Raw genomic sequence first — 21,577 nt, forward strand, 5'->3', positions numbered from 1 at the left:
GGTCAGACGCTGAGGGCGGCGCGCAGTTGCGCTTCGAGGCCCGCCGCATCCAGCTCCTGGCCGATCAGTACCAAGCGCGTGGTCCGCGCTTCATCGGCGCCCCAGGCACGGTCGAAGTGTTTGTCAAAGCGTGTGCCTACGCCCTGGATCAGCAGGCGCATCGGTTTGTTCGCAATCGCGGCGAAGCCTTTGACGCGCAGGATGCCGTGTTGCACTACCAACTGAGTCAGAGCGTCGAGCAACAGCGCTTCGTCGGTTTGCGGCAGGTCGATGGAGATGGAGTCGAAGGCGTCGTGATCGTGGTCGTGATCCTCTTCGCCGTCGTGGTGGTGATCGTGATGGCTATGCCGACCGTCGATGTGTTCTTCGGAGCCGGCACCCAGGCCGATCAGCACGTCCAGCGGCAAGCGGCCGCTGCTGGCTTCGATGATCTTCACCGCCGGCGGCAACTCCTCGGCCACTTCCAGACGCACACGGGCCAGGTCTTCGGGGTTGATCAGGTCGGTCTTGTTGAGGATCACCAGGTCGGCGCTGGCCAGCTGATCGGCGAACAGCTCGTGCAGCGGCGATTCGTGGTCCAGGTTCGGGTCCAGTTTGCGCTGGGCGTCCACTTGGTCCGGGAAGGCGGCGAAGGTGCCGGCGGCCACGGCTGGGCTGTCGACCACGGTGATCACCGCGTCAACCGTGCAGGCGCTGCGGATTTCCGGCCACTGGAAGGCTTGCACCAACGGCTTGGGCAGGGCCAGGCCGGAGGTTTCGATCAGGATATGGTCGAGGTCGCCGCGACGCGCCACCAATTCGCGCATCACCGGGAAGAACTCCTCTTGCACGGTGCAGCACAGGCAGCCGTTGGCCAATTCGTAGACGCGGCCATTGGCTTCTTCCTCGGTGCAACCGATGGAGCACTGCTTGAGGATTTCACCGTCGATCCCCAGTTCACCGAACTCGTTGACGATCACCGCGATACGACGGCCCTGGGCGTTGTCGAGCATATGCCGCAGCAAGGTGGTTTTGCCCGAGCCGAGAAAGCCGGTAACGATGGTGACGGGAAGTTTGGCCAGTGTTTTCATCGGATGCCCTTTTGGGGCGGGCAGACGGGACGACAGGCCCTGCGACGGCGCGCAGCAGCGGATTTCGTCACCGGATCACCCCGCCCGGTTGAATTGGAAAATCGGTTGCGAGGCAGGTCTCCTGGCTTGGGGCTTGCAGGTCTTGCGACCGGCGCCGGCTGCGCCTTCCCGCGTTATCGGCAGTGGCGTGGCAGTCAGTTGAACCCTTCACAGTTGCGGGGGCAGCCGCGGCTTGAACCGCGTTCCCTTCTTAGCTTCGACCTGGGCCGAAGAACCTCGAGGGTGCAAGGCTACGCAGTGCGCGGGGGATGGTCAACGTCGGCAGCTTTTGGCCGCCGACATGACAGTCCTAGAAACTCGATGCAGACTTGACTACCGATTCGATTCGCTCACGCCCTGCACTCGTCAAACGCTTCACACCAAAGGTCTTGGCAATCTCCAACGGTTGGTCGCCCCCTGAAATCAACGAGGCCACGAGCAACAACTCCTCAGCTGCGATTTCTTCGACAGAACGAGCATCGTCGAGCCCGCCCGGCGTACGGTAGAGGTTCCAATTCAAAACATCGTCTGCAGAGTGCCAGACGAATTGCCCATCCACCGGATCACTTTTCAGATGGTGATATCGTTCGGTCAACTCAAGAACGCGCTCTCGAATCAAACGACCTGACCGTTGGAATCCGTGTGCCCTAGCGATCCGTTGCACAAGCAACGAATCCAGTATCGGTGCCTCATGCGCCAATACATGGGAGATCAGTTCAATTAAAATCGGGTCGTACTCTTCGGTGTAAAAAGCATCCGCACGAATTTTGTCGTTTACGCTAGTGAAGTCCGTGACACGATATTCACCCTTTACCACAGGAGTGGATGGAGCCGAAGTTGCTCTCGCGAATTTTAGTTCCGGCAACTCAGCAGCCGTTACTTCATTTTCAACGACTTCCACAACACTCTCCTCTTGATCTTGGGCGCGCGGCGATTGGTCGTCCGCGACCACCACAACTGGGCGAACAAGTGACTGCTGCTCATCAGAGGCAACAAGCTCGAGTTTAGCTCGAGACTCAGTCAACAACGCTTCGAGAGCAGCATGTAGCCGGTCCAGCGCTCCAGACTTATCTATCCACCAGTCCGTGGACCACAAACGAACTAGATTCCAGCCCAAACCTTTCAAAATTGCGCCTCGGACCTTGTCTCGATCTCGTGCCGTCGCTGCACTATGGTAAGTCGCACCATCACATTCGACACCAGCCAAGTAGTCACCGGGCCGGTCCGGATGCACGATACCTAGATCTAGCCGGAAACGGGATACACCAATCTGCGGAACCACTTGCCAGCCCTTGCGCCTCAAACCCTGAGCAACGGCCTCTTCAAATGGTGAATCGTATCCGCCTACCGAGCCCTGAATAGCCTCGGCCAACGCTCTCGGCCCTCGCTGAGCAAACTCAATGAAGTGCTTGAGATCACGCACGGCTCTTGCGTTGGTACGATTCAAGTCGATCATCGACGCGTCGAAAGACGAAAACACCAGCATTTCCCGGCGGGCACGCGTGATCGCGACGTTCAATCGACGCCAACCCCCCTCTTTGTTCAGCGGACCAAAATTCATCGACATAACTTGGGCGCCTGGCTCCGTCGGCCCGTATCCAATACCTAGAATGATCAAATCACGCTCGTCACCCTGTACGGTTTCCAGGTTTTTAACAACCACCGGCTCAGGCAGATTATCTTGGAAAAACGGCTCGATTTGCGGGAACTGTTGTCGCGCTTTATCCAGCAGATCGGTGATCAACCTTTGCTGGTCAGTGTTCAGTGTGATGATTCCAATCGTATGACCCGCTGCGATAAAGGCCGGGTCCATCAAGCGCTTGACCGTTTCGGTGACTATTGCCTCCGCCTCTACTTGGTTATGACGGCCCTTGCCCTTCGCATAAATCCCGTCAACACGCCGCCACTCAACGGTGCTCGTACGTGTTTGCGCAGCAGGAAAGGTGATCAAGTTGCTGTCGTAATAACGATGATTGGAAAACGCGATCAAACTCTCGTGACGGCTACGGTAGTGCCAACTGAGACTGTGACTTGGAATACCGGCCCCCAGACATTCGTCGAGAATGCTTTCCATATCTTCCGCCGTGTCATCTTCAGAAGCAGATGCTGCACGATTGAAGAAATTGGTCGGCGGCATTTGCCGAGGGTCGCCCGCAATCACCACCTGCTTGCCTCTGGCAATCGAGCCAATAGCATCCCACGGTGCTATCTGTGACGCTTCATCGAAGATCACGAGATCAAAAAGCTGGAGGTCCGCTGGCAGGTACTGAGCAATCGACAACGGACTCATCAACATGCAAGGCGCGAGTTTAGGTAATGCATCACCCATCTCAACAGCCAGTTGACGCACTGGTTTGTGGCGCCGAGACTTCTGTAGCTCATGCTTCAAAACGCCAAAACCACCTTGTTTGCCGATTTCATTTTTCGATGGAATCAGGCCACAGAGTTTCGCGCGAATGTAACGCACGGTGAGCTTGGATAAATCTTCATCCAAGCGAACAAACGCCTCGATATCGCTGGCATGCTCCGCCGGTACGAAGTTGCGCAACACCGGCTCTGCGTCGATGGCCCCAGTTGCAAACCAGCGCGCATAGGCAGTTTCGAACGCATCCAAGGTGCCACCTTCAGGTAAGGCATTTTCAGCCAGCGCATCGCTCAGGGGTTGTAATCCCATGGCCAGCGCTTCATCTCTGACGCGACACCAGTCACACCAAGCCTTGAGCTTCGAGGATTGGCGAGTGATCGCATTAGAAGCGGCAAACAATGCTTCAATTGACAGCCCTGCCTCGTAGGGTCGATTACAAAGCTCATAGAACCGCTGGGTAGTCTGACTATAGTCCGCAAGAGCATCTTTCAGCGCATGCAGCGCCGCGGAAATGAAACCACCCGCCCCCAACAGCTCATTAGCTTTTACAACTAGTTTCTCAGTAGCCTCGCGCAGGGAAATCAGATGTTCTGGCGATTGTGCGTTCGCACTAATGGTTGCCCTTAGGCGTTCACCCAGCTCGCAGGCGACGATCATGGCCGCACCATCACTGGCTAAACCACTCCACCCAGGAACTGCCGTCAAATCTGAAGACGCTCCATCCAATGTGGTGAGCAAGGTCTGCATTTCGCTGAGTTTGAGCAAGTCTGACTCAACATCAGGCACCCCAACCGCACCACCTGCACTGGCTAGATGTTTGGCTACCCTCTTCTTGCCTAGAGTAGCGAGGAACCAGAACTTTTCCTTGGCCAGACGCCATTCGTCCTTGAGCGCAACAAGGTCGAGTGTGCGGCACGCGCCTTCCGTATAACGAACAGAAAGCGAACTTTCGATCGTTCGATAATCAGCCAGAACTTGTGCCGCTTTTTTAGCCGAATTGATCTTGGCGCTAACATTCAGCGTAAAGACAAATGAGAGGTCAATACCATGGGCATCAGCCAATAAGGTGACGAACTGTGCAAGCTGCTCGAAATCCTCACTACTCTCTACGGCAAGCGGCAGGCTCGTTGATTTGAGAAGATTGGCACCGGCGTCCTTTAATCGCTCAATTTTTCCTGGCAGCTCCCTTGCTGCAGCGACAATCGCCTCTTGCCATCCGTTCGACCAGTCGGTGGGCGCCATCAATGCAAAATCGTTTGAAAGCTCACGTGCGGCCTGACTGTTCAAATCAAGACGTCGCGCAAGGTCTTTCATCATCAGGTACGTTTGGGCGTCGTGAACTGTTCCGACCGGCCAAACCAGACGCGGCAACGATTCGCTCCAATCCCGCACTACTCGTCCAATAGCTTGGTGTACCGACAAACCGCTGGGTGAGCGCTGATGAAGTAACTCGACAACTTGGTTTAACCGATTTCGTAGTTTATGTAGTTTCGCCGCCTCAGCGTTCCATTCTTCCGCGCTCAGTGCATCACGAACGTCCCATGCACGTTCAAGCTGCTTGAGCACTTCAACCTTGGACGTTTTGCTGGAATGAAGCTCGAGACAAAACTCGCCCAACCCCTTCTCTTCAAGCCGTCGATACACAACGTCCAGCGCGGCCATCTTTTCAGCAACGAACAACACTCTGCGCCCAAGCGCGAGATTGTGCGCAATCATGTTGGCAATGGTTTGGGATTTACCGGTGCCCGGCGGACCGTCAAGCACAAAGTCGCAACCACTGGACGACGCGACCACAGCAGCCAGTTGAGACGAGTCCGCTGGCAAGGGCGTGAACAGATTGGCTGGATTGACCTTGCGGTCCAACTCGTGAGGTTGCGGAAACTCACCGGAGATTCCGTAGCCTTCACCACCAATGCTTCGCTCCAGCAGATGCTTGACCATCGCACTTTTCAGCAACTGGTCTGAACGAGCAGCCAAATCTTGCCACATAAGGTACTTGGCAAATGAAAACGTCCCGAGCACCAGTTCTGTAGTTACCTCGAACCCGGGCACATCTCTAACAGCGCGTCTCACGATGTTCCAGATGCCAGCCACATCGATGCCGCTGTCATCTGTTGGAAGCTCGCCGTCCAACCCAGGAATGACCAACTCGAAATCATGCCGAAGCAACTCTAGTAACGTTAAGTTGAAACGCGGCTCATCTTCCAACAACGTCATTGTCACGCCGGACAAAGCACTTTTGCGGTCAAGCTTTACCGGCAGCAAAATCAACGGTGCTGAATAGGTCTTCTGATCATCTGCCGATTTTTTCCATTTCAGGAAGCCCAAAGCGAGGAACAAGGTATTCGCGCCACCCTCATCCAGATCGCTACGCGCCTTGCGATACAAATCGATCATGGCAACTTCAAGCTTGGATTTCTCAAGTGTCGCGAGCACCTCGCCTCTAGCGAGTGCAGCCTTCGCATACTCGTCAAGCAGGCTTTCACGATTCTGTTGCTCATACAGTGCAGCATCTCTACCACCAGCCTCAAGGTCCGGCACCGAGACGATTCGAATACGTTTACCGTTGGATAATTGGTCTTCCAGCTCTGCTGGGTCAGAACAAATTAGCCGTACACCCTTGGCACTGTCCGGCAAATGCAGGAGCCGGTTGCGGGTAGTCAAATCCAAAAGTTTACGTTGCCATAGCGTGAGCTTGCCTGCGGGTGAATCCGAATCGACAGACACTTCAACGTCAAATGGCGGCAATGACGGGGCAATCTCCAAGCCTTCTGCCACAGACGTCGCATCTTGGTCGGCATCCGTTTTAGCGGCAGCTACTGAAGTAGCTAAAGGTCGGATACGCTGCATACGTGCGCGATGGAGATCAATAGCCATGATGAAATCTTCATCATTGATTTGTCGCTCAGCAGCACTGATTGCCTGAGTGAAACTCGGCACCGGAAACTGAGTGGCTAGCGTAGTTTCAAAGACCAGCGCCTCTTTTAGATCAATGCGTTTGCGCACCGCAGCCGCTTCATCAGTAATTAGTTGGGAGAATTCTTGCGGTTGAAGCCAGACCCCGACGAAAGCGTGACCTTTGGTCAGAATCAGTAATGCATTGAGGCCAGCCTGTTCCAGCGCCGCCGCGAATAGAAGCGCAGTGTCCAGACAGGTAGCTACGCGTCCGTCCAGAATGAGTCCCGGTGACCGAACCTTTTGCCCACGTGTTTCAAAACTTGCAGGCGGAAGCGCATAACTCAGTCTGAGCCCGCAAACTGCCGACCAAATAGCGGAAGCCAGCTCCCATGTTCGGGCTCGGGACTTGCGTTCGTACCCATCAATACCATCCGGTTTGCCAGCACGACGCAGTACGTCCGATGCCGATTTGAGTATCCGGTCAACCGCGGGGTCATTTGGCATCGCAAACGCGGGCAGCAGCTCGGGCATTGAACTCACACCCCCCCACTCATTTTTCGCAAGAAGCTCAACAGAAAAGGTCTGGCTAACCAGGACCTCGTCTATACACCGAAGTCGCAAAACAAGCGTTGCAGATAGGCTCTCAGCAAGATCGGCCAAATAACCAGCATTCAATATTAGATTGCGGTCTGAAATATGTAGGGTTGAATCTTTCCCGAGACGATCAAAACGCCAAATCTTGCCTTCCAGGAAAGGTGGATCAGCCACCAGTTCCAACTCAAGATCGTTGTAATCCACCTCACCATCGTTATGTACCACCAGTTCGCGTAGAACCGGGACAGCATTTTGGTGAGAAGCAAAGCCAATCTTGTTGGCGATCACTCCCTCGATCTTGATGGTCATGAACCATTTCTCCTTGGTAAACGGGGTATTGCAGTACATACAAAAAGAGTGGGCATACTCACCGACGTGCAGGCTTTTTGAAACAGCTTTTTTCACCGGAAGCCAATGAAACGACGAGGCGTTTGCATTTTTCGCCTTCACGCGTGAAAACCGACTACCAACCGACCTAATTGACTCCAATCATCGCTCATGCTCTCCTACACATCTTGTTTCGGGTGCCCTGCAAAGGGTGAAACGGGAAACCGGTGAGCCATCTATGGCAAGTCCGGTGCTGCCCCCGCAACGGTAAGCGAGCGAAGTGTCACAGCCACTGTGCGAATGCATGGGAAGGCGATGCTTTCAGGCCTCTGTGCAGAGAGCCCCTCGCGAGCCCGGAGACCGGCCCGAAAAATCAGATAACAAACCCGCGGTGGGCGGGCGCTGTTCGGAACTCTGCGGGCCTGGCTCGCGGGGTTCGCATGCGCTCGTGTCACCCTGAAACCGAAGAAAAGGGACGCGCCATGTCGATCATCAGCAGCACTTCGTCCGCCACCAGCGGCACTTCTACCTTGAGCCAACGCCTGACGGCCGCCATCGGTGCGTCGATCCTGGGCGCGTGCCTGGTTTACTTCGCCGGTTTCTCGCATATCGAAGCGGTGCATAACGCCGCGCACGATACCCGCCACAGCGCCGCGTTCCCGTGCCACTGAGACCCGTCGACATGATCAAGCGTATTGCGCAAACCGCAGGTTTCACCGGCTTGCTGGCCGCCTTGTTGCTGACCTTGCTGCAAAGCTTCTGGGTCGCCCCGCTGATTCTGCAGGCGGAGACCTTTGAAAAGGCCCCGGCGACTGCCGAAGTCGCCCATGAACATGCCGCAGGCGCCGCCGCCCACACCCACGATGCCGAGGCCTGGGAGCCTGAAGACGGTTGGCAGCGTGTGCTGTCTACCACCGGGGGCAACCTGGTGGTCGCCGTCGGTTTCGCGCTGATGCTGGCCGGTCTCTACACCTTGCGTGCGCCCACCCGTACGGCGCAGGGCCTGCTGTGGGGCCTGGCCGGTTACGCGACGTTCGTACTGGCCCCGACCCTGGGCTTGCCACCCGAGTTGCCGGGCACCGCCGCGGCGGACCTGGCCCAGCGCCAGATCTGGTGGATCGGCACGGCCGCCTCCACCGCCGCCGGTATCGCGCTGCTGGTATTTGGCCGCAGTTGGCTGCTTAAAGTGTTGGGCGTGGCGATCCTGGCCGTGCCCCATATCATCGGTGCGCCGCAACCGGCAGTGCATTCGATGCTGGCCCCGGAGGCCCTGGAAGCGCAGTTCAAGATTGCCTCGCAATTGACTAACGTGCTGTTCTGGCTGGCCCTGGGCTTGATCAGCGCCTGGTTGTTCCGGCGCAATCGCGACGGCCACTACTCGGCATGACCTTAGTGGTCGGCCTCGGTTGCCAGCGGGGCTGTGAGGTTCACGCCCTGCTGGCGCTGTTTGACGCCGCCCTGACCGAGGGCGGTATCGAGCGCCAGCAGGTCACGGCACTGGCGAGTATCGATCACAAACAGCATGAACCGGGATTGCTCGCACTGGCCGAACAGTTGGGGTTGCCCTTACGCTGTTTCAGTGCGCAACACCTGGCGACGTTTGAACACCGTCTGAGCCATAAATCCGCGATTGCCTTTGCCCATACCGGCTGTTACGGCGTTGCCGAAAGCGCCGCCCTGGCCCTGGCCGAGCAACTCGTCAACGCTCCTGCCCGCTTGTTGATCAGCCGCCGAAAATCCCCCCAGGCCACCTTTGCATTGGCGTGCGCCGGCTGAAATCCCGATAATTGCCCTCCTCGATCATGAACAATCTTCATGCTCGCCCGTTTTTCAACAGGAACTCCCCATGACCGTCTACTTCATCGGCGCAGGCCCCGGCGACCCGGAACTGATCACCGTCATAGGCCAGCGGCTGATCCGCAGCTGCCCGGTGATTATCTATGCGGGCTCGCTGGTGCCGGCGGCGGTGCTGGAAGGTCATCAGGCGCAAACGCTGGTCAATAGCGCCGAATTGCACCTGGAGCAGATCATCGAGCTGATCAAGACCGCCCACGCCAACGGCCAGGATGTGGCGCGGGTACACTCGGGCGACCCCAGCCTGTATGGGGCGATTGGCGAGCAGATCCGGCACTTGCGCGAGTTGGGCATCCCTTTCCAGATCATTCCCGGGGTGACCGCCGTGGCGGCGTGTGCGGCCCTGCTGGAAACCGAGCTGACCCTGCCGGATATCGCCCAGAGCGTGATCCTGACGCGTTACGCCGATAAAACCAGCATGCCGGCCGGGGAAGACTTCGACAGCCTGGCCCGCCATGGCACCACCCTGGCGATTCACCTGGGGGTCAACCATCTAGAGAAGATCGTCGCCCAATTGCTGCCGCACTATGGCGCGGATTGCCCGATTGCCGTGGTGCACCGGGCCACCTGGCCGGATCAGGATTGGGTGGTGGGTACGTTAGCGGACATCGCCGAGCAGGTTGCGCTCAAGGGCTTCCGGCGTACGGCACTGATTGTGGTGGGCCGGGTGCTGGCCAATGACGGTTTCAGCGAGTCTTCGCTGTACCGCGCAGGTCACGCCCACCTTTATCGCCCCTGAATGCACGGCGGACCAAAATGTGGGAGCGGGCTTGCTCGCGAATGCGCAATGTCAGTCAGCGCCTTGGTGACTGATACGCCGCAATCGCGAGCAAGCCCGCTCCCACAGTTGATCTGATTTGTTAGATAGTTCTCGTAATTATCTGAATTTCAAGCATAAAAAACGGCGCTCACGGGGCGCCGTTTTTTTGTTCGCAGTGAACACCGTACTCAGTAGTAGGCGTTTTCTTTCTGCGTGTGGTCGGTCACATCGCGTACACCTTTAAGCTCCGGGATACGTTCGAGCAGCGTACGCTCGATCCCTTCACGCAAGGTCACGTCCGCCTGGCCGCAGCCCTGGCAGCCGCCGCCGAACTTGAGTACGGCGATACCGTCATCCACCACGTCGATCAGGCTCACCTGGCCGCCGTGGCTGGCCAGCCCCGGGTTGATCTCGGTTTGCAGGTAGTAGTTGATACGCTCGTTGACCGGGCTGTCGGCGTTGATGTTCGGCACCTTGGCGTTGGGCGCCTTGATGGTCAACTGGCCGCCCATACGGTCGGTGGCGTAGTCGACCACGGCGTCGTCCAGGAAGGCTTCGCTGAAGGCATCGATGTAGGCGGTGAAGCTTTTCAGCCCCAGGGCGGTGTCTTCCGGCTTCTCTTCGCCAGGCTTGCAGTAGGCGATGCAAGTTTCGGCGTACTGGGTGCCGGGCTGGGTGATAAAGACGCGGATGCCGATACCTGGGGTGTTCTGCTTGGACAGCAGGTCAGCCAGGTAATCGTGGGCGGCGTCGGTAATGGTTATGGCAGTCATGGAAACTCCTCACAGGCTTGCCGCCAGTTTACGCCAATCATCGAGGCGGTACAAAGTCCTAGTATTTTTGTCGGAAAAGTCACCGACATACCGGCAGGTATCTATATAGGTCCCGGCCCGGCAGCGCCTGCCTAACATCGGGTTTTACCGACTCGGCCGAGACCCGCCATGGACCCACTATCGTCATCGATTTTTTGCAGAAAACGCCCCGCCCAGCTCGACACCCTGTACCACTTGATCGATGCAGTCACCCCGCTGGCCAGCTCCGCCTCCAGCGCAGCGGCCGCCAGCCTCTATTACCGCCCGCTCCCCGGTTCCGAACTCGGCCGACAATGCCAGGCCGCGTTCACCACGCTGCAAAAGCTGGAGGCCGACGAGGACTTTGTCGAATACCTACACAACCGGCAACCCTCCCAGACACCCTACACCGACACGCTGCTGGACTCCCTCACCGCCCTCGTCAACACCCCGAGGCAGCCAAAACCTGCCATCCCGGAGGTTTTCACGCTGTGCAATCAACCCGTGGTACTGCGCGATATCCCCACCTACTGGACGATGGATGCCGAGGTGCTATTGGCCATCCTCCATCGCGTCGGCGACGGGCTCAAGAGTGACGGCTCGGTGCGCTTCGATCTCGCGCTCAAATATTACGGTCTGGTCCCCCACAGCCCGGCCACGCCCGCGCAATGGAACAGACTGCTCGACACGCTACGCGAATGCTGCGCGCTGCTCGCGCTGGGGCATGCCGATCACAATAACGACCTGGAGCCGCTACTGGGCGACGCCGGCGATGCAATCATCGTCGGCGTGACGCGTGCGCTGGAAGAGGAACACGGCAAATCGCTGTTCAGCCACATCCTTCCCGACACGTTTTTTACCCCGCAGCAAAAGCTGGCCCGCAGCCAGCCGACGGCACTGTTAAGCGAACACCTGCATCAACCCCACAGCCTCGAAGTCGGCCGGCGGATCGTCAGCGCACTCGACTGGTTCGGCGCAGACCCGACGCAGGACTGCCCCCGGGCAGTGCTGGTCAAACTCGTCTGGCGCGCCCTATGGCTGAGCATCAAGCCCCAGGACGCCGCCCAGTACGACAACGAACTCAACCGGTTGGTCGAACCGTGCGCCCGCTACGCGCAAATCCGCGAGTCCCTGCTGCACGACTACCAGCGTGAGTTGGGCGTCGACGCCCATGGCGCGGCGCTGGTGCTGTGCGTCGCCAAGGCGCACATCGCCAGCGAGGTATGGGTCGAGGACATTCCCGATGAGCTGTCCTACGGCACCACCAGTGCCTGGGTGCATTTCAAAAGTGGCTTTCTGCTCGCCGAATGCCTGGCACCCGGCGCGGCGCGGGGTTTCACCTTCGATGAGTTGCACAACCTTTCAGCCGAGTACTTCCGGGCCTGCGAGGGCGATACCGGGCGACAGGCACTGGTGACCCTGGCCAGATTGCCACCGACCCTGCACTGGGCGCAGGCCAACGGTTTGCTGCCCGTGCAAAAGCAGCGCTACACCCCGGAGCAAGTGACGCAGGCGGTTGCGGCACTGGAGCGCCACGAGCGCGAGGTGATCGAGGCGGTCAAGCAGCTTGTACTCCGGCCACCGGGACGCGCGCAGTTCAGCAGCGACCAAGCCCATGACACGGCGTTCTATGCCTATTTGCAAACCCCGAAAGCCGCCTATAAAAAACTGATCAAGACACTGCTCGCGCAAATCCCGCCGGCGGTCGGCGATATCGAGCGCGATGAAGTCCGCGTCTATGCATTGCGCGAGCCGCTGCGCGACGTCGAAGCCACCTTCGAGACCCCGCGCCGGACCGCCGCCGTACGTGGCCGCACGGGTTTCATCCTGCGCCTGGGCAACCCGCGTCTGGCGAACGCGGCGTGTTACATCGAAGTGTTTCCCGCCCTTGGCGTGATTCGTGTGCGCGACGACATCCGTAGCCTGCTGATCGGTGGCGTGGTCAAGACCCAATCGATTGGCGGCGCCACCCGCCCCGGCAAGGGCAGTTTTCGCTGCGGCACCTTGCTGGCATTCGACTGGCCGGCCTACCGCAACGGCGCAACGCCCAGGCCCGGCCAGCACCATACGCTGATCGCCGACCCCGTTGGCGAGGTGCTGGCACCGCTCGATCTACCCGTCAGTCAGGCGTCCCGCGCCACCAACCACCTCTATGGCGCACGCGCTGAAGCGCTGGCGCACATGATTGCCGAGCAACACTTTTACTGCGACGAAGTCGCGTTGTTGGATACCACCCGTGAAGCCACCAAGGTACTGGACCTCGGCGAATACCTCGGCGAGCGCATGGCGTTCTGGGGCAAAGTCCTGGTGCCGTTCTGGGGCCCCATCGAGGACCTCAATTCCAGCGACCCGGAACGCGTGGCCCTCGGCGGCTTGAGTTTTTTTGCCGATATCGTTGGGTTTGCCCTGCCCCTGGGCAAGTACGTGGCCGGCAGTGCCAGGGTGATCGTGCAATCGGGCCGAGCCGGGATTCGCCTGGCGCTGCCCGCGCTCAAGACCCTGACGCGGCAGTTGATCATCCAGGTGTTGCAGGAACTCAACCCACTCAGCGCCCTCCCGACCCTTTTGCGCATGGGCCATTATTACTCGCTCAAATTGCTCTACAAGACCTTGAACACGTTCGGCGAATGGGCGGACGAGATGATTCCGGCCAGCCGTTTGATCCCGGTAAACCCCACAGGCTGGACGCCACGGCAACCCGGCGACCGACTGTTCGTGGTAGCCGGCACGCCGAATGTGCCGCTGCGTAATGTTGGCAGTAATGCACGCCCAGACTGGCGCTTGATTGACGCAGCGTCGGACAGCGTCTTCGGCCCACGCTTTCGCGAACCGGTCACGGTCATGAGCAACAGCGACCCGCACATCAGCCGCTATGCGGTGTCAGCCCACTGGATCAGCGGGCTCAAGCCGGATTCCCGGGGGATTTTCCACCGACGCGAGTATGGTCAAGCGTTTGTCTGCAACATCGATGAGCGCGGCGAGATCGCCGTTTATCAGATCCGCGAGCATTCCTACGGCTACCTCGAGGAAATCGCCGAAGGGAGCGCAAACAGTTTTACCGTCGCACTGGTCAACCCGAAAACCAATCAGGACTTGGGTATCAGGCTGTCCTCGGTGCAGCCCGGCCATTGGTTTTCAAGCCCGACAAGACTCGCGGGCGGCGCGCCGGATGGCCTGAATGTGCTTACGCCGCCGACCTTGCAAAAGTGGTCGGCCTTCTCCGAGATGGCCCTGAAACTGGCGGCGGACGCCTTCATCAAAAAGCACAAGCTTGATCCCGCAGCGTTTCATCAGTTTGTGCATACCCGCGGCGAACTGCGCGGTCGCGGCCAGGAAATGCTCGATCAAGCCAACCGCGCTCGGGTGCCCGTAGCCTTGAAAAACCTGCAACGCTGGCGGCGCATGCCCCAGGCGATGCGGGTCAAGCGCACCCGCGAGGGCTATGCCCACGATCACAACCTCGACCCGCAGGCCTTTATCGACCATGTCAATATGGACGGCTCATTCACGCCACTTGGCAAAGTCCTGGAAAAACACAGCCTGCAGCAGTCGTTCAGCCCGCTGACCCGGCAAGACCTGGAGGATTGGCACCGCCTGCACGCCCAGGCCCAGGCCCAGCCGCATCGTTCGATGGAACACTTCCTCGACCAGCGTAATCTGAACCCGGTGAAATGGCGGCAGTATGTCGAGGACAATGGCCAGTTGACCCAGGCCGGGCGCCTGGCGGTATTTTTTGACCAGCCCCTGCCCAACACACCGCTGGCGCGCAAGCGCACAGTGCCGGCGCCGGCCGCCAGTCCCTCCAAGGATTCCACCACCCAGACGTCGCCGCGTGAACCCGACACTGAACAGCCTACCCTCGCCGCCAAGCGCAGCCGTACGCACTACGACGCCGATCGCCCCGATGGGCACCAGATCAACAATGCCGCGCCGATCCTGCAAGATCCCTACAACGTCAACCGCAGCCTGACGGCAGAGCTGGAGGGCGCGGTGGAGCAGATCAGGATCACCAATGACTGCGGCCTGTTCGACGGGCTCAGGGAGCCCAAGCGCCAGCGGGTGATCGAGGCCGTGACGGAAGACATCCAGGATTGGATCACCAAGGAAGGCCGTCACCATGACCTGCTGAGCGAACTGTTCGAGGTAAAAAAACTCGACGACGGCCCGGAGCGCGGCTACTCGCTGGTGGCACGGCGCGATATCCAGCATTTTGATGTGTTGGGGCCGTACACCGGGCGCCTGCATCTGAATGATGCGTCGCTCAGCGCCGATATTCTTGAGCATGGCATGCAGCGGGTGTCCGACTATTTATTCCAGACCGCCACCGAGGGCGCGACGATCAGCGGGCATGGCAACAGCAATATGCTCAGCCTGATCAATACAGGCCAGATGCCCGGCGCGCCACGCGTGGGCAACGACAATGTGGCGGCCGTCTATGCCGGAAAATACATGGTCTTCCTGATCGCCAAGGACGACATTCGCGCCGGCAGTGAACTGCTGATGGACTATGGCCCCGCCTACTGGTCACGCCCATCCCCGTAGGGTCGACGATAGCGCGGGGACTCAGAGGTTTTCATAGCGGTTCATGTCCAGTACACCCTCTTCCACCGGTGTGGTTTCGTGGATGTACCGCGACAGATCGTGAAAGTACTGCCAAAACAGCGGATGACTGCGACGAATACCCCATCGATCAACGATCTGCTCAAAACCCTTGGCATCCTTGGCGTTCTCCATGGCCGCCACAAACTCAGGCACTTGCTGCGCCGGGATGTTGAAGATGAAGTTCGGATAGCTGGTCAGTACGCCAGGATAAATAGTCAGCGTATCCAGCCCCGGCTGGTAGCGATAGGCCTCACCCAACAGGAACGCCACGTTACTGTGCGCGCGATTGCGCAGCATGCTGTAGACCTCGCGCTTGCCGCTGGCGGTCTCAATGCGCAGCAGGGTCGCTTCAGGCAATTGGTCGATGACCTTGAGCCCGGCCGCCGGGCGTGAGGTCAGGCGGCTGAGCGCCTGTTCGGCGTCCTGCAAGGCCGGCTCGATACCGTCACGCGAGCAAAACGCGCCGGTGCAGCGGTTGATCGGGTCCGGGCTGACGTTGAGGTCGCCGTAGCGGGCCAGCAACTGGTTGGCGAAGTCGCGTTTCGGGTCTTGCGCGTTGAGGTGCAGGCCGCTCGGCTTGTCGTCGTCAATCGCCTCATAGTCGAGCCACATCTTCAGTTTCCCGCTGTTCTGGTACCAGTCATCGAGAAAACCGTCGCGGCTGTCAGCCGGCATCAAGCGCAGGAAGTTCTGCTCGGCGCCGTTGCGGATCAAGTCGAAATACAAGCGCGTCTGGGCCTGGTGCGACACGTTGCCGAACACGTCGAAATTTACCGCCAGTTGGTAATAGGTGCGCTCCAGCAGCGGATAGTCGAACAACCACATCGTTTGCGGGACTTCGCCGATCAGGCCTTTGGTGACCGAGGCGCTGTCAAAGTGACGGAAGATCGTCAGCAACGCATTGTCGTTGCCGGCCCACAGGGTCGACCAACTGGGCGGCGCCACGTCTGCATAGCTGTCGCGGCGCAAGACTTCGTATTGGTTGCGCTTGTCGCGATAGGCCAGCCACAGGCCGAGCACACTGCCCACGTCATCGTTCTGCCCCGGCATCGCCAGCAATGGCGTGGCCTGGCCGCGGTAACGCGCATCGGTGATGTACAGGTCGTGATCCGGGTCCTGGAACAGGGTCCAGAAGTTATCGCGGATCACATCCGTGGCGATCTGCCCACGGCAGACCGGCCCACGAATGAACGTGCGCACAAAATATTCGGCGTTATCCAGCATGAACTGGTAACGCGCCTTGGCCGGGATCGCCTCGAACGTCTCGAACGGGTTGGCGCGACGCCCCGGGCCGTAGCCCGGCAAGGCATTCACTTGCCAGTTGCCGGCGTAGAACAGCGCCTTGATGCGGGCCATCTTCTCGGCGCTGAACGGGTAAGTGATGTGGGTTTTATGCACAATCACCCCCTGCACCGGCCACAGGCGGTAGTACACCTGGGTACCGGGGTCGTCGTTGGGGCGGCGCGTCGCGATCAGGTCGATGGGTTGGCCGCTGGGTGTGCGTGAACGGACCCATTGAAAGTAATGCCCAGGCTCGCCGTTCTCGAAATAGATATGCGCCAGGAACAAGTGCTCGTACAACCAGCGCGCCACCAGGCTCTCGCGGGCGCCGGGCTGGTTGAACAGGTTCTCCCATTGCTGCACCTGCAAGGCTTCACGGGCACTGGGCGCCAGGCCCTGCTCATCGATCGGCGCACCGGAGGCGAGCCAGCGTTGCAGGGTCTGGTACTGCTGATCGGTCAAGCCGGTGACCGCCAGGGGCATGCCTTCCTTGGGATGCGCGCCGGCGTAGGCGTTGAACTCGCCGGGCATTGCGCACATGTTGTCGCGGTTGAGGCCCAGCACAATGTCTTCAGGCAATTTGGCATTGGGTTGCAGCGGCGCGTTGTGGCCCAGTTCCAACATGCGCGCCATCAGCGCGGCCTGGCTGCCCTGGGCGTCCAGCACCGAATAGAAACCCTTTTGCTGCCACGCCTGCTTGCCGAACGCGTCATAGAACAAACGGGTGGTTGGCGTCGCCTGGCTGCGCTCGCCATCGTAAACCGGCGACTTGCTCGCACCGCGCGCCGCGCCCTCGGCACTGCCCAGGTTGAGTTGGCAGGCGGAGTCGTAGCAGGCGTGGCAGGCCACGCACTTCTCGGTAAAGATCGGCTGAATATCGCGGGTATAGGAGATCGCCGAAGCGGGACCTTGTGCCTGGGCATAGCCGGCGACCAACGCCAGGACGGCGCTGGTAATAAAACGAAATGGCATGTGCCCGGTCCCGAATCGAAGCGTACGCTGAAAAATTGCCGGTGATTCTACAGGGCCATCGCCCCTTCCAACATGAACGATATTCATGCAAAGCCCGGGCATGCTCCAAATCGGCACAGGTTTGCTATGATTCATGCCCCCCGTAATGCCTGACCAGAGTAGTCCCATGTCCGATCGTAGCGCTCGTCTGCAAGCCCTTCACCAAGCCCTCAAGGAACGTATCCTGATCCTCGACGGCGGCATGGGCACGATGATCCAGAGCTATAAGCTCGAGGAGCATGACTACCGTGGCAAACGCTTCGCCGACTGGCCAAGCGACGTCAAGGGCAACAACGACCTGCTGGTGATTACCCGCCCCGACGTGATCGGCGGGATCGAGAAGGCTTATCTGGATGCCGGGGCCGACATCCTCGAGACCAACACCTTCAACGCCACGCGCATTTCCATGGCCGATTACGGCATGGAAGAACTGGCCTACGAGCTAAACGTAGAAGGTGCGCGCCTGGCGCGCAAGGTGGCCGACGCCAAGACCCTGGAGAACCCGGCCAAGCCGCGCTTTGTCGCCGGCGTGCTCGGCCCGACCAGCCGCACCTGCTCGTTGTCGCCCGACGTGAACAACCCCGGCTACCGCAACGTGACCTTCGACGAGCTGGTGGAAAACTACACCGAAGCCACTAAAGGGCTGATCGAAGGCGGCGCCGACCTGATCCTGATCGAAACCATCTTCGACACCCTCAACGCCAAGGCCGCGATCTTCGCCGTGCAAGGCGTGTTCGAGGAGCTGGGCGTGGAACTGCCGATCATGATTTCCGGCACGATCACCGACGCCTCCGGCCGTACCCTGTCGGGCCAGACCACCGAAGCGTTCTGGAACTCCGTGGCCCACGCCAAGCCGATTTCGGTGGGCTTGAACTGCGCCCTGGGCGCCAGCGAGTTGCGCCCGTACCTGGAAGAGTTGTCCAACAAGGCCAACACCCACGTATCGGCCCACCCCAACGCCGGCCTGCCCAACGAGTTCGGCGAGTATGACGAGCTGCCCTCGGAAACCGCCAAGGTCATCGAAGAGTTCGCCCAGAGCGGCTTCCTCAACATCGTCGGCGGTTGCTGCGGCACCACCCCAGGCCACATCGAGGCGATTGCCAAGGCCGTGGCCGGCTACGCGCCACGCGTGATCCCGGACATTCCGAAGGCCTGCCGCCTGTCGGGCCTGGAGCCCTTCACCATTGATCGCAGCTCGTTGTTCGTCAACGTCGGTGAACGCACCAACATCACCGGTTCCGCCAAGTTCGCCCGGCTGATCCGCGAAGACAACTACACCGAAGCCCTCGAAGTCGCCCTGCAGCAGGTGGAAGCCGGCGCCCAGGTGATCGACATCAACATGGACGAAGGGATGCTCGATTCGAAGAAGGCCATGGTGACCTTCCTCAATCTGATCGCCGGCGAACCGGACATCTCCCGCGTGCCGATCATGATCGACTCCTCCAAGTGGGACGTGATCGAAGCGGGCCTCAAGTGCATCCAGGGCAAGGGCATCGTCAACTCCATCAGCATGAAAGAAGGCGTGGAGCAGTTCATTCATCACGCCAAGCTGTGCAAGCGCTATGGCGCGGCGGTGGTAGTGATGGCGTTCGACGAGGCCGGCCAGGCCGACACCGAAGCGCGCAAGAAAGAGATCTGCAAACGCTCCTACGACATCCTGGTGAATGAGGTCGGCTTCCCACCGGAAGACATCATCTTCGACCCGAACATCTTCGCGGTCGCCACCGGTATCGAAGAGCACAACAACTATGCCGTCGACTTCATCAACGCCTGCGCCTATATCCGCGACGAGCTGCCGTATGCGCTGAGCTCCGGCGGTGTGTCCAACGTGTCGTTCTCGTTCCGTGGCAACAACCCGGTGCGCGAGGCGATCCATTCGGTGTTCCTGCTGTATGCGATCCGCAATGGCCTGACCATGGGCATCGTCAACGCCGGCCAGTTGGAAATCTACGATCAGATCCCGGCCGAGCTGCGTGATGCGGTGGAAGACGTGGTGCTCAACCGCACCCCGGACGGCACCGACGCCCTGCTCGCCATTGCCGACAAGTACAAGGGCGACGGCAGCGTCAAGGAAGCCGAGACCGAGGAGTGGCGTGGTTGGGAGGTCAACAAGCGCCTGGAGCACGCGCTGGTCAAGGGCATCACCACGCATATCGTTGAAGACACCGAGGAATCCCGGTTGTCGTTCGCACGCCCGATCGAAGTGATCGAAGGCCCGCTGATGTCCGGTATGAACATTGTTGGCGACCTGTTCGGCGCCGGCAAAATGTTCCTGCCCCAGGTGGTGAAATCCGCCCGGGTGATGAAGCAGGCCGTGGCCCACTTGATCCCGTTCATCGAGCTGGAAAAAGGCGACAAGCCGCAAGCCAAGGGCAAGATCCTGATGGCCACGGTCAAAGGCGACGTGCACGACATCGGCAAGAACATTGTCGGCGTGGTGCTGGGCTGCAACGGCTATGACATCGTCGACCTGGGCGTGATGGTGCCGGCGGAGAAAATCCTGCAGGTGGCCAAGGAGCAGCAGTGCGACATTATCGGGCTGTCCGGCCTGATCACCCCGTCGCTGGATGAGATGGTGCATGTGGCGCGTGAGATGCAGCGCCAGGATTTCCACCTGCCGCTGATGATCGGTGGCGCGACCACGTCCAAGGCGCACACGGCGGTGAAGATCGAGCCCAAATACAGCAACGATGCGGTGGTGTATGTCACCGACGCCTCGCGTGCGGTGGGTGTGGCCACGCAATTGCTGTCCGAGGAACTCAAGGCCGGTTTTGTCGAACGGACCCGCGAGGAGTACGTGGAAGTTCGCGAGCGCACCTCCAACCGTAGCGCCCGCACCGAGCGCCTGAGCTACGCGGCGGCCATCGCCAAGAAGCCGCAGTTCGACTGGGCCGGCTACACCCCGGTCAAGCCGACGTTTACCGGTGCCAAGGTGCTGGACAATATCGACCTGAATGTCCTGGCCGAGTACATCGACTGGACGCCATTCTTCATTTCCTGGGACCTGGCCGGCAAATTCCCGCGCATCCTCACCGATGAAGTCGTGGGCGAAGCCGCCACCGCGCTGTACGCCGATGCCCAGGAAATGCTCAAGAAGCTGATCGACGGGAAACTCATCAGCGCGCGCGCGGTGTTCGGCTTCTGGCCGGCCAACCAGGTGCAGGACGATGACCTGGAAGTCTACGGCGATGACGGCAAGCCTCTGGCCACCCTGCACCACCTGCGCCAGCAGATCATCAAGACCGACGGCAAGCCGAACTTCTCCCTGGCCGACTTCGTCGCCCCCAAGGACAGCGGCGTGACCGACTACGTGGGCGGGTTCATTACCACCGCCGGCATCGGTGCCGAAGACGTGGCCAAGGCCTACCAGGATGCGGGTGACGACTATAACTCGATCATGGTCAAGGCCCTGGCCGACCGCCTGGCCGAAGCCTGTGCCGAGTGGTTGCACCAGCAGGTGCGTAAAGACTACTGGGGTTATGCCAAGGATGAAGCGCTGGACAACGAGGCATTGATCAAGGAGCAGTACAGCGGCATCCGCCCTGCCCCCGGCTACCCGGCGTGCCCGGACCACACCGAGAAAGGCACCCTGTTCCAGTTGCTGGACCCCGAAGCCCATGAACTGCACGCCGGCCGCAGCGGAGTGTTCCTCACCGAGCACTACGCGATGTTCCCGGCGGCGGCGGTCAGCGGCTGGTACTTCGCCCACCCGCAGGCACAGTACTTTGCCGTAGGCAAGGTGGATAAAGACCAGATTGCAAGCTACACCGCGCGTAAAGGCCAGGACCTGGCCGTGACTGAACGCTGGCTGGCACCGAACCTCGGCTACGACAACTGACCCTGTAGTGAGCGGGCTCGCCCCGCGCTGGGCGGCGCAGCCGCCCCAACAAGGACGCCATGGTGTTTCTGAAGGACCGCGGCGACTGTGGGAGGGGGCTTGCTCCCGATGAGGGTGAGTCAGTCGATAAATTGCTGACTGACACAC

General features: G+C 59.8%; 10 protein-coding genes and 2 riboswitches. Of the genes, 6 read left to right on the forward strand and 4 right to left on the reverse strand.

Annotation, left to right across the window (positions count from 1 at the left end; all coding sequences use genetic code 11):
- Positions 1-2 precede the first annotated feature (2 nt).
- Complete coding sequence (gene cobW / locus ACQRBV_RS23675; protein WP_090371491.1) at positions 3-1,070, reverse strand: cobalamin biosynthesis protein CobW; 1,068 nt, start codon at positions 1,068-1,070, stop codon at positions 3-5.
- 94 nt (positions 1,071-1,164) lie between these two features.
- A riboswitch (cobalamin riboswitch) is annotated at positions 1,165-1,364 on the reverse strand.
- Positions 1,365-1,419: 55 nt separating this feature from the next.
- Positions 1,420-7,275, reverse strand: a complete 5,856-nt coding sequence (locus ACQRBV_RS23680; protein ID WP_411983893.1) for a DUF3320 domain-containing protein — start codon at positions 7,273-7,275, stop codon at positions 1,420-1,422.
- 196 nt (positions 7,276-7,471) lie between these two features.
- Positions 7,472-7,676: riboswitch (cobalamin riboswitch) on the forward strand.
- Positions 7,677-7,775: 99 nt separating this feature from the next.
- On the opposite strand from ACQRBV_RS23680, the gene ACQRBV_RS23685 reads away from it, so the two are divergent.
- From ACQRBV_RS23685 to cobM, 4 genes are all read left to right on the forward strand, one after another.
- Complete coding sequence (locus ACQRBV_RS23685; RefSeq protein ID WP_411983892.1) at positions 7,776-7,964, forward strand: CbtB domain-containing protein; 189 nt, start codon at positions 7,776-7,778, stop codon at positions 7,962-7,964.
- A gap of 11 nt (positions 7,965-7,975) precedes the next feature.
- Entirely contained in the window at positions 7,976-8,680 is a 705-nt protein-coding gene (locus ACQRBV_RS23690) for a CbtA family protein (RefSeq protein ID WP_060757118.1), read from the forward strand.
- Positions 8,677-9,069 (forward strand): cobalamin biosynthesis protein, encoded by a 393-nt coding sequence (locus tag ACQRBV_RS23695; RefSeq protein WP_104993459.1) that lies wholly within the window; start codon positions 8,677-8,679, stop codon positions 9,067-9,069. The genes ACQRBV_RS23690 and ACQRBV_RS23695 overlap by 4 nt, the downstream gene beginning before the upstream one ends.
- Positions 9,070-9,139: 70 nt before the next feature.
- Entirely contained in the window at positions 9,140-9,886 is a 747-nt protein-coding gene (gene cobM, locus ACQRBV_RS23700) for a precorrin-4 C(11)-methyltransferase (RefSeq protein WP_411983891.1), read from the forward strand.
- Between the two features lie 209 nt (positions 9,887-10,095).
- Here cobM and nfuA read toward each other — a convergent pair whose 3' ends face one another.
- Positions 10,096-10,680: a Fe-S biogenesis protein NfuA gene (nfuA, locus tag ACQRBV_RS23705; protein ID WP_060757121.1), complete on the reverse strand. Its 585-nt coding sequence runs from the start codon at positions 10,678-10,680 to the stop codon at positions 10,096-10,098.
- 168 nt (positions 10,681-10,848) lie between these two features.
- Between nfuA and ACQRBV_RS23710 the strand changes: the two genes are divergently transcribed.
- Positions 10,849-15,240, forward strand: coding sequence for an SET domain-containing protein-lysine N-methyltransferase (locus ACQRBV_RS23710; protein WP_411983890.1), 4,392 nt, complete (start codon positions 10,849-10,851; stop codon positions 15,238-15,240).
- A gap of 21 nt (positions 15,241-15,261) precedes the next feature.
- Here ACQRBV_RS23710 and ACQRBV_RS23715 read toward each other — a convergent pair whose 3' ends face one another.
- Positions 15,262-17,553 carry a fatty acid cis/trans isomerase gene (locus ACQRBV_RS23715; protein ID WP_090371501.1) on the reverse strand — a complete coding sequence of 764 codons (2,292 nt, stop codon included), beginning with the start codon at positions 17,551-17,553 and terminating at the stop codon, positions 15,262-15,264.
- A 166-nt stretch (positions 17,554-17,719) separates the two neighbouring features.
- Between ACQRBV_RS23715 and metH the strand changes: the two genes are divergently transcribed.
- Positions 17,720-21,430, forward strand: a complete 3,711-nt coding sequence (gene metH, locus ACQRBV_RS23720; protein WP_060757124.1) for a methionine synthase — start codon at positions 17,720-17,722, stop codon at positions 21,428-21,430.
- Positions 21,431-21,577 lie beyond the last annotated feature (147 nt).

The organism is Pseudomonas sp. R11F (assembly GCF_050312575.1).
In the GTDB taxonomy this organism is placed as follows: domain Bacteria; phylum Pseudomonadota; class Gammaproteobacteria; order Pseudomonadales; family Pseudomonadaceae; genus Aquipseudomonas; species Aquipseudomonas palleroniana.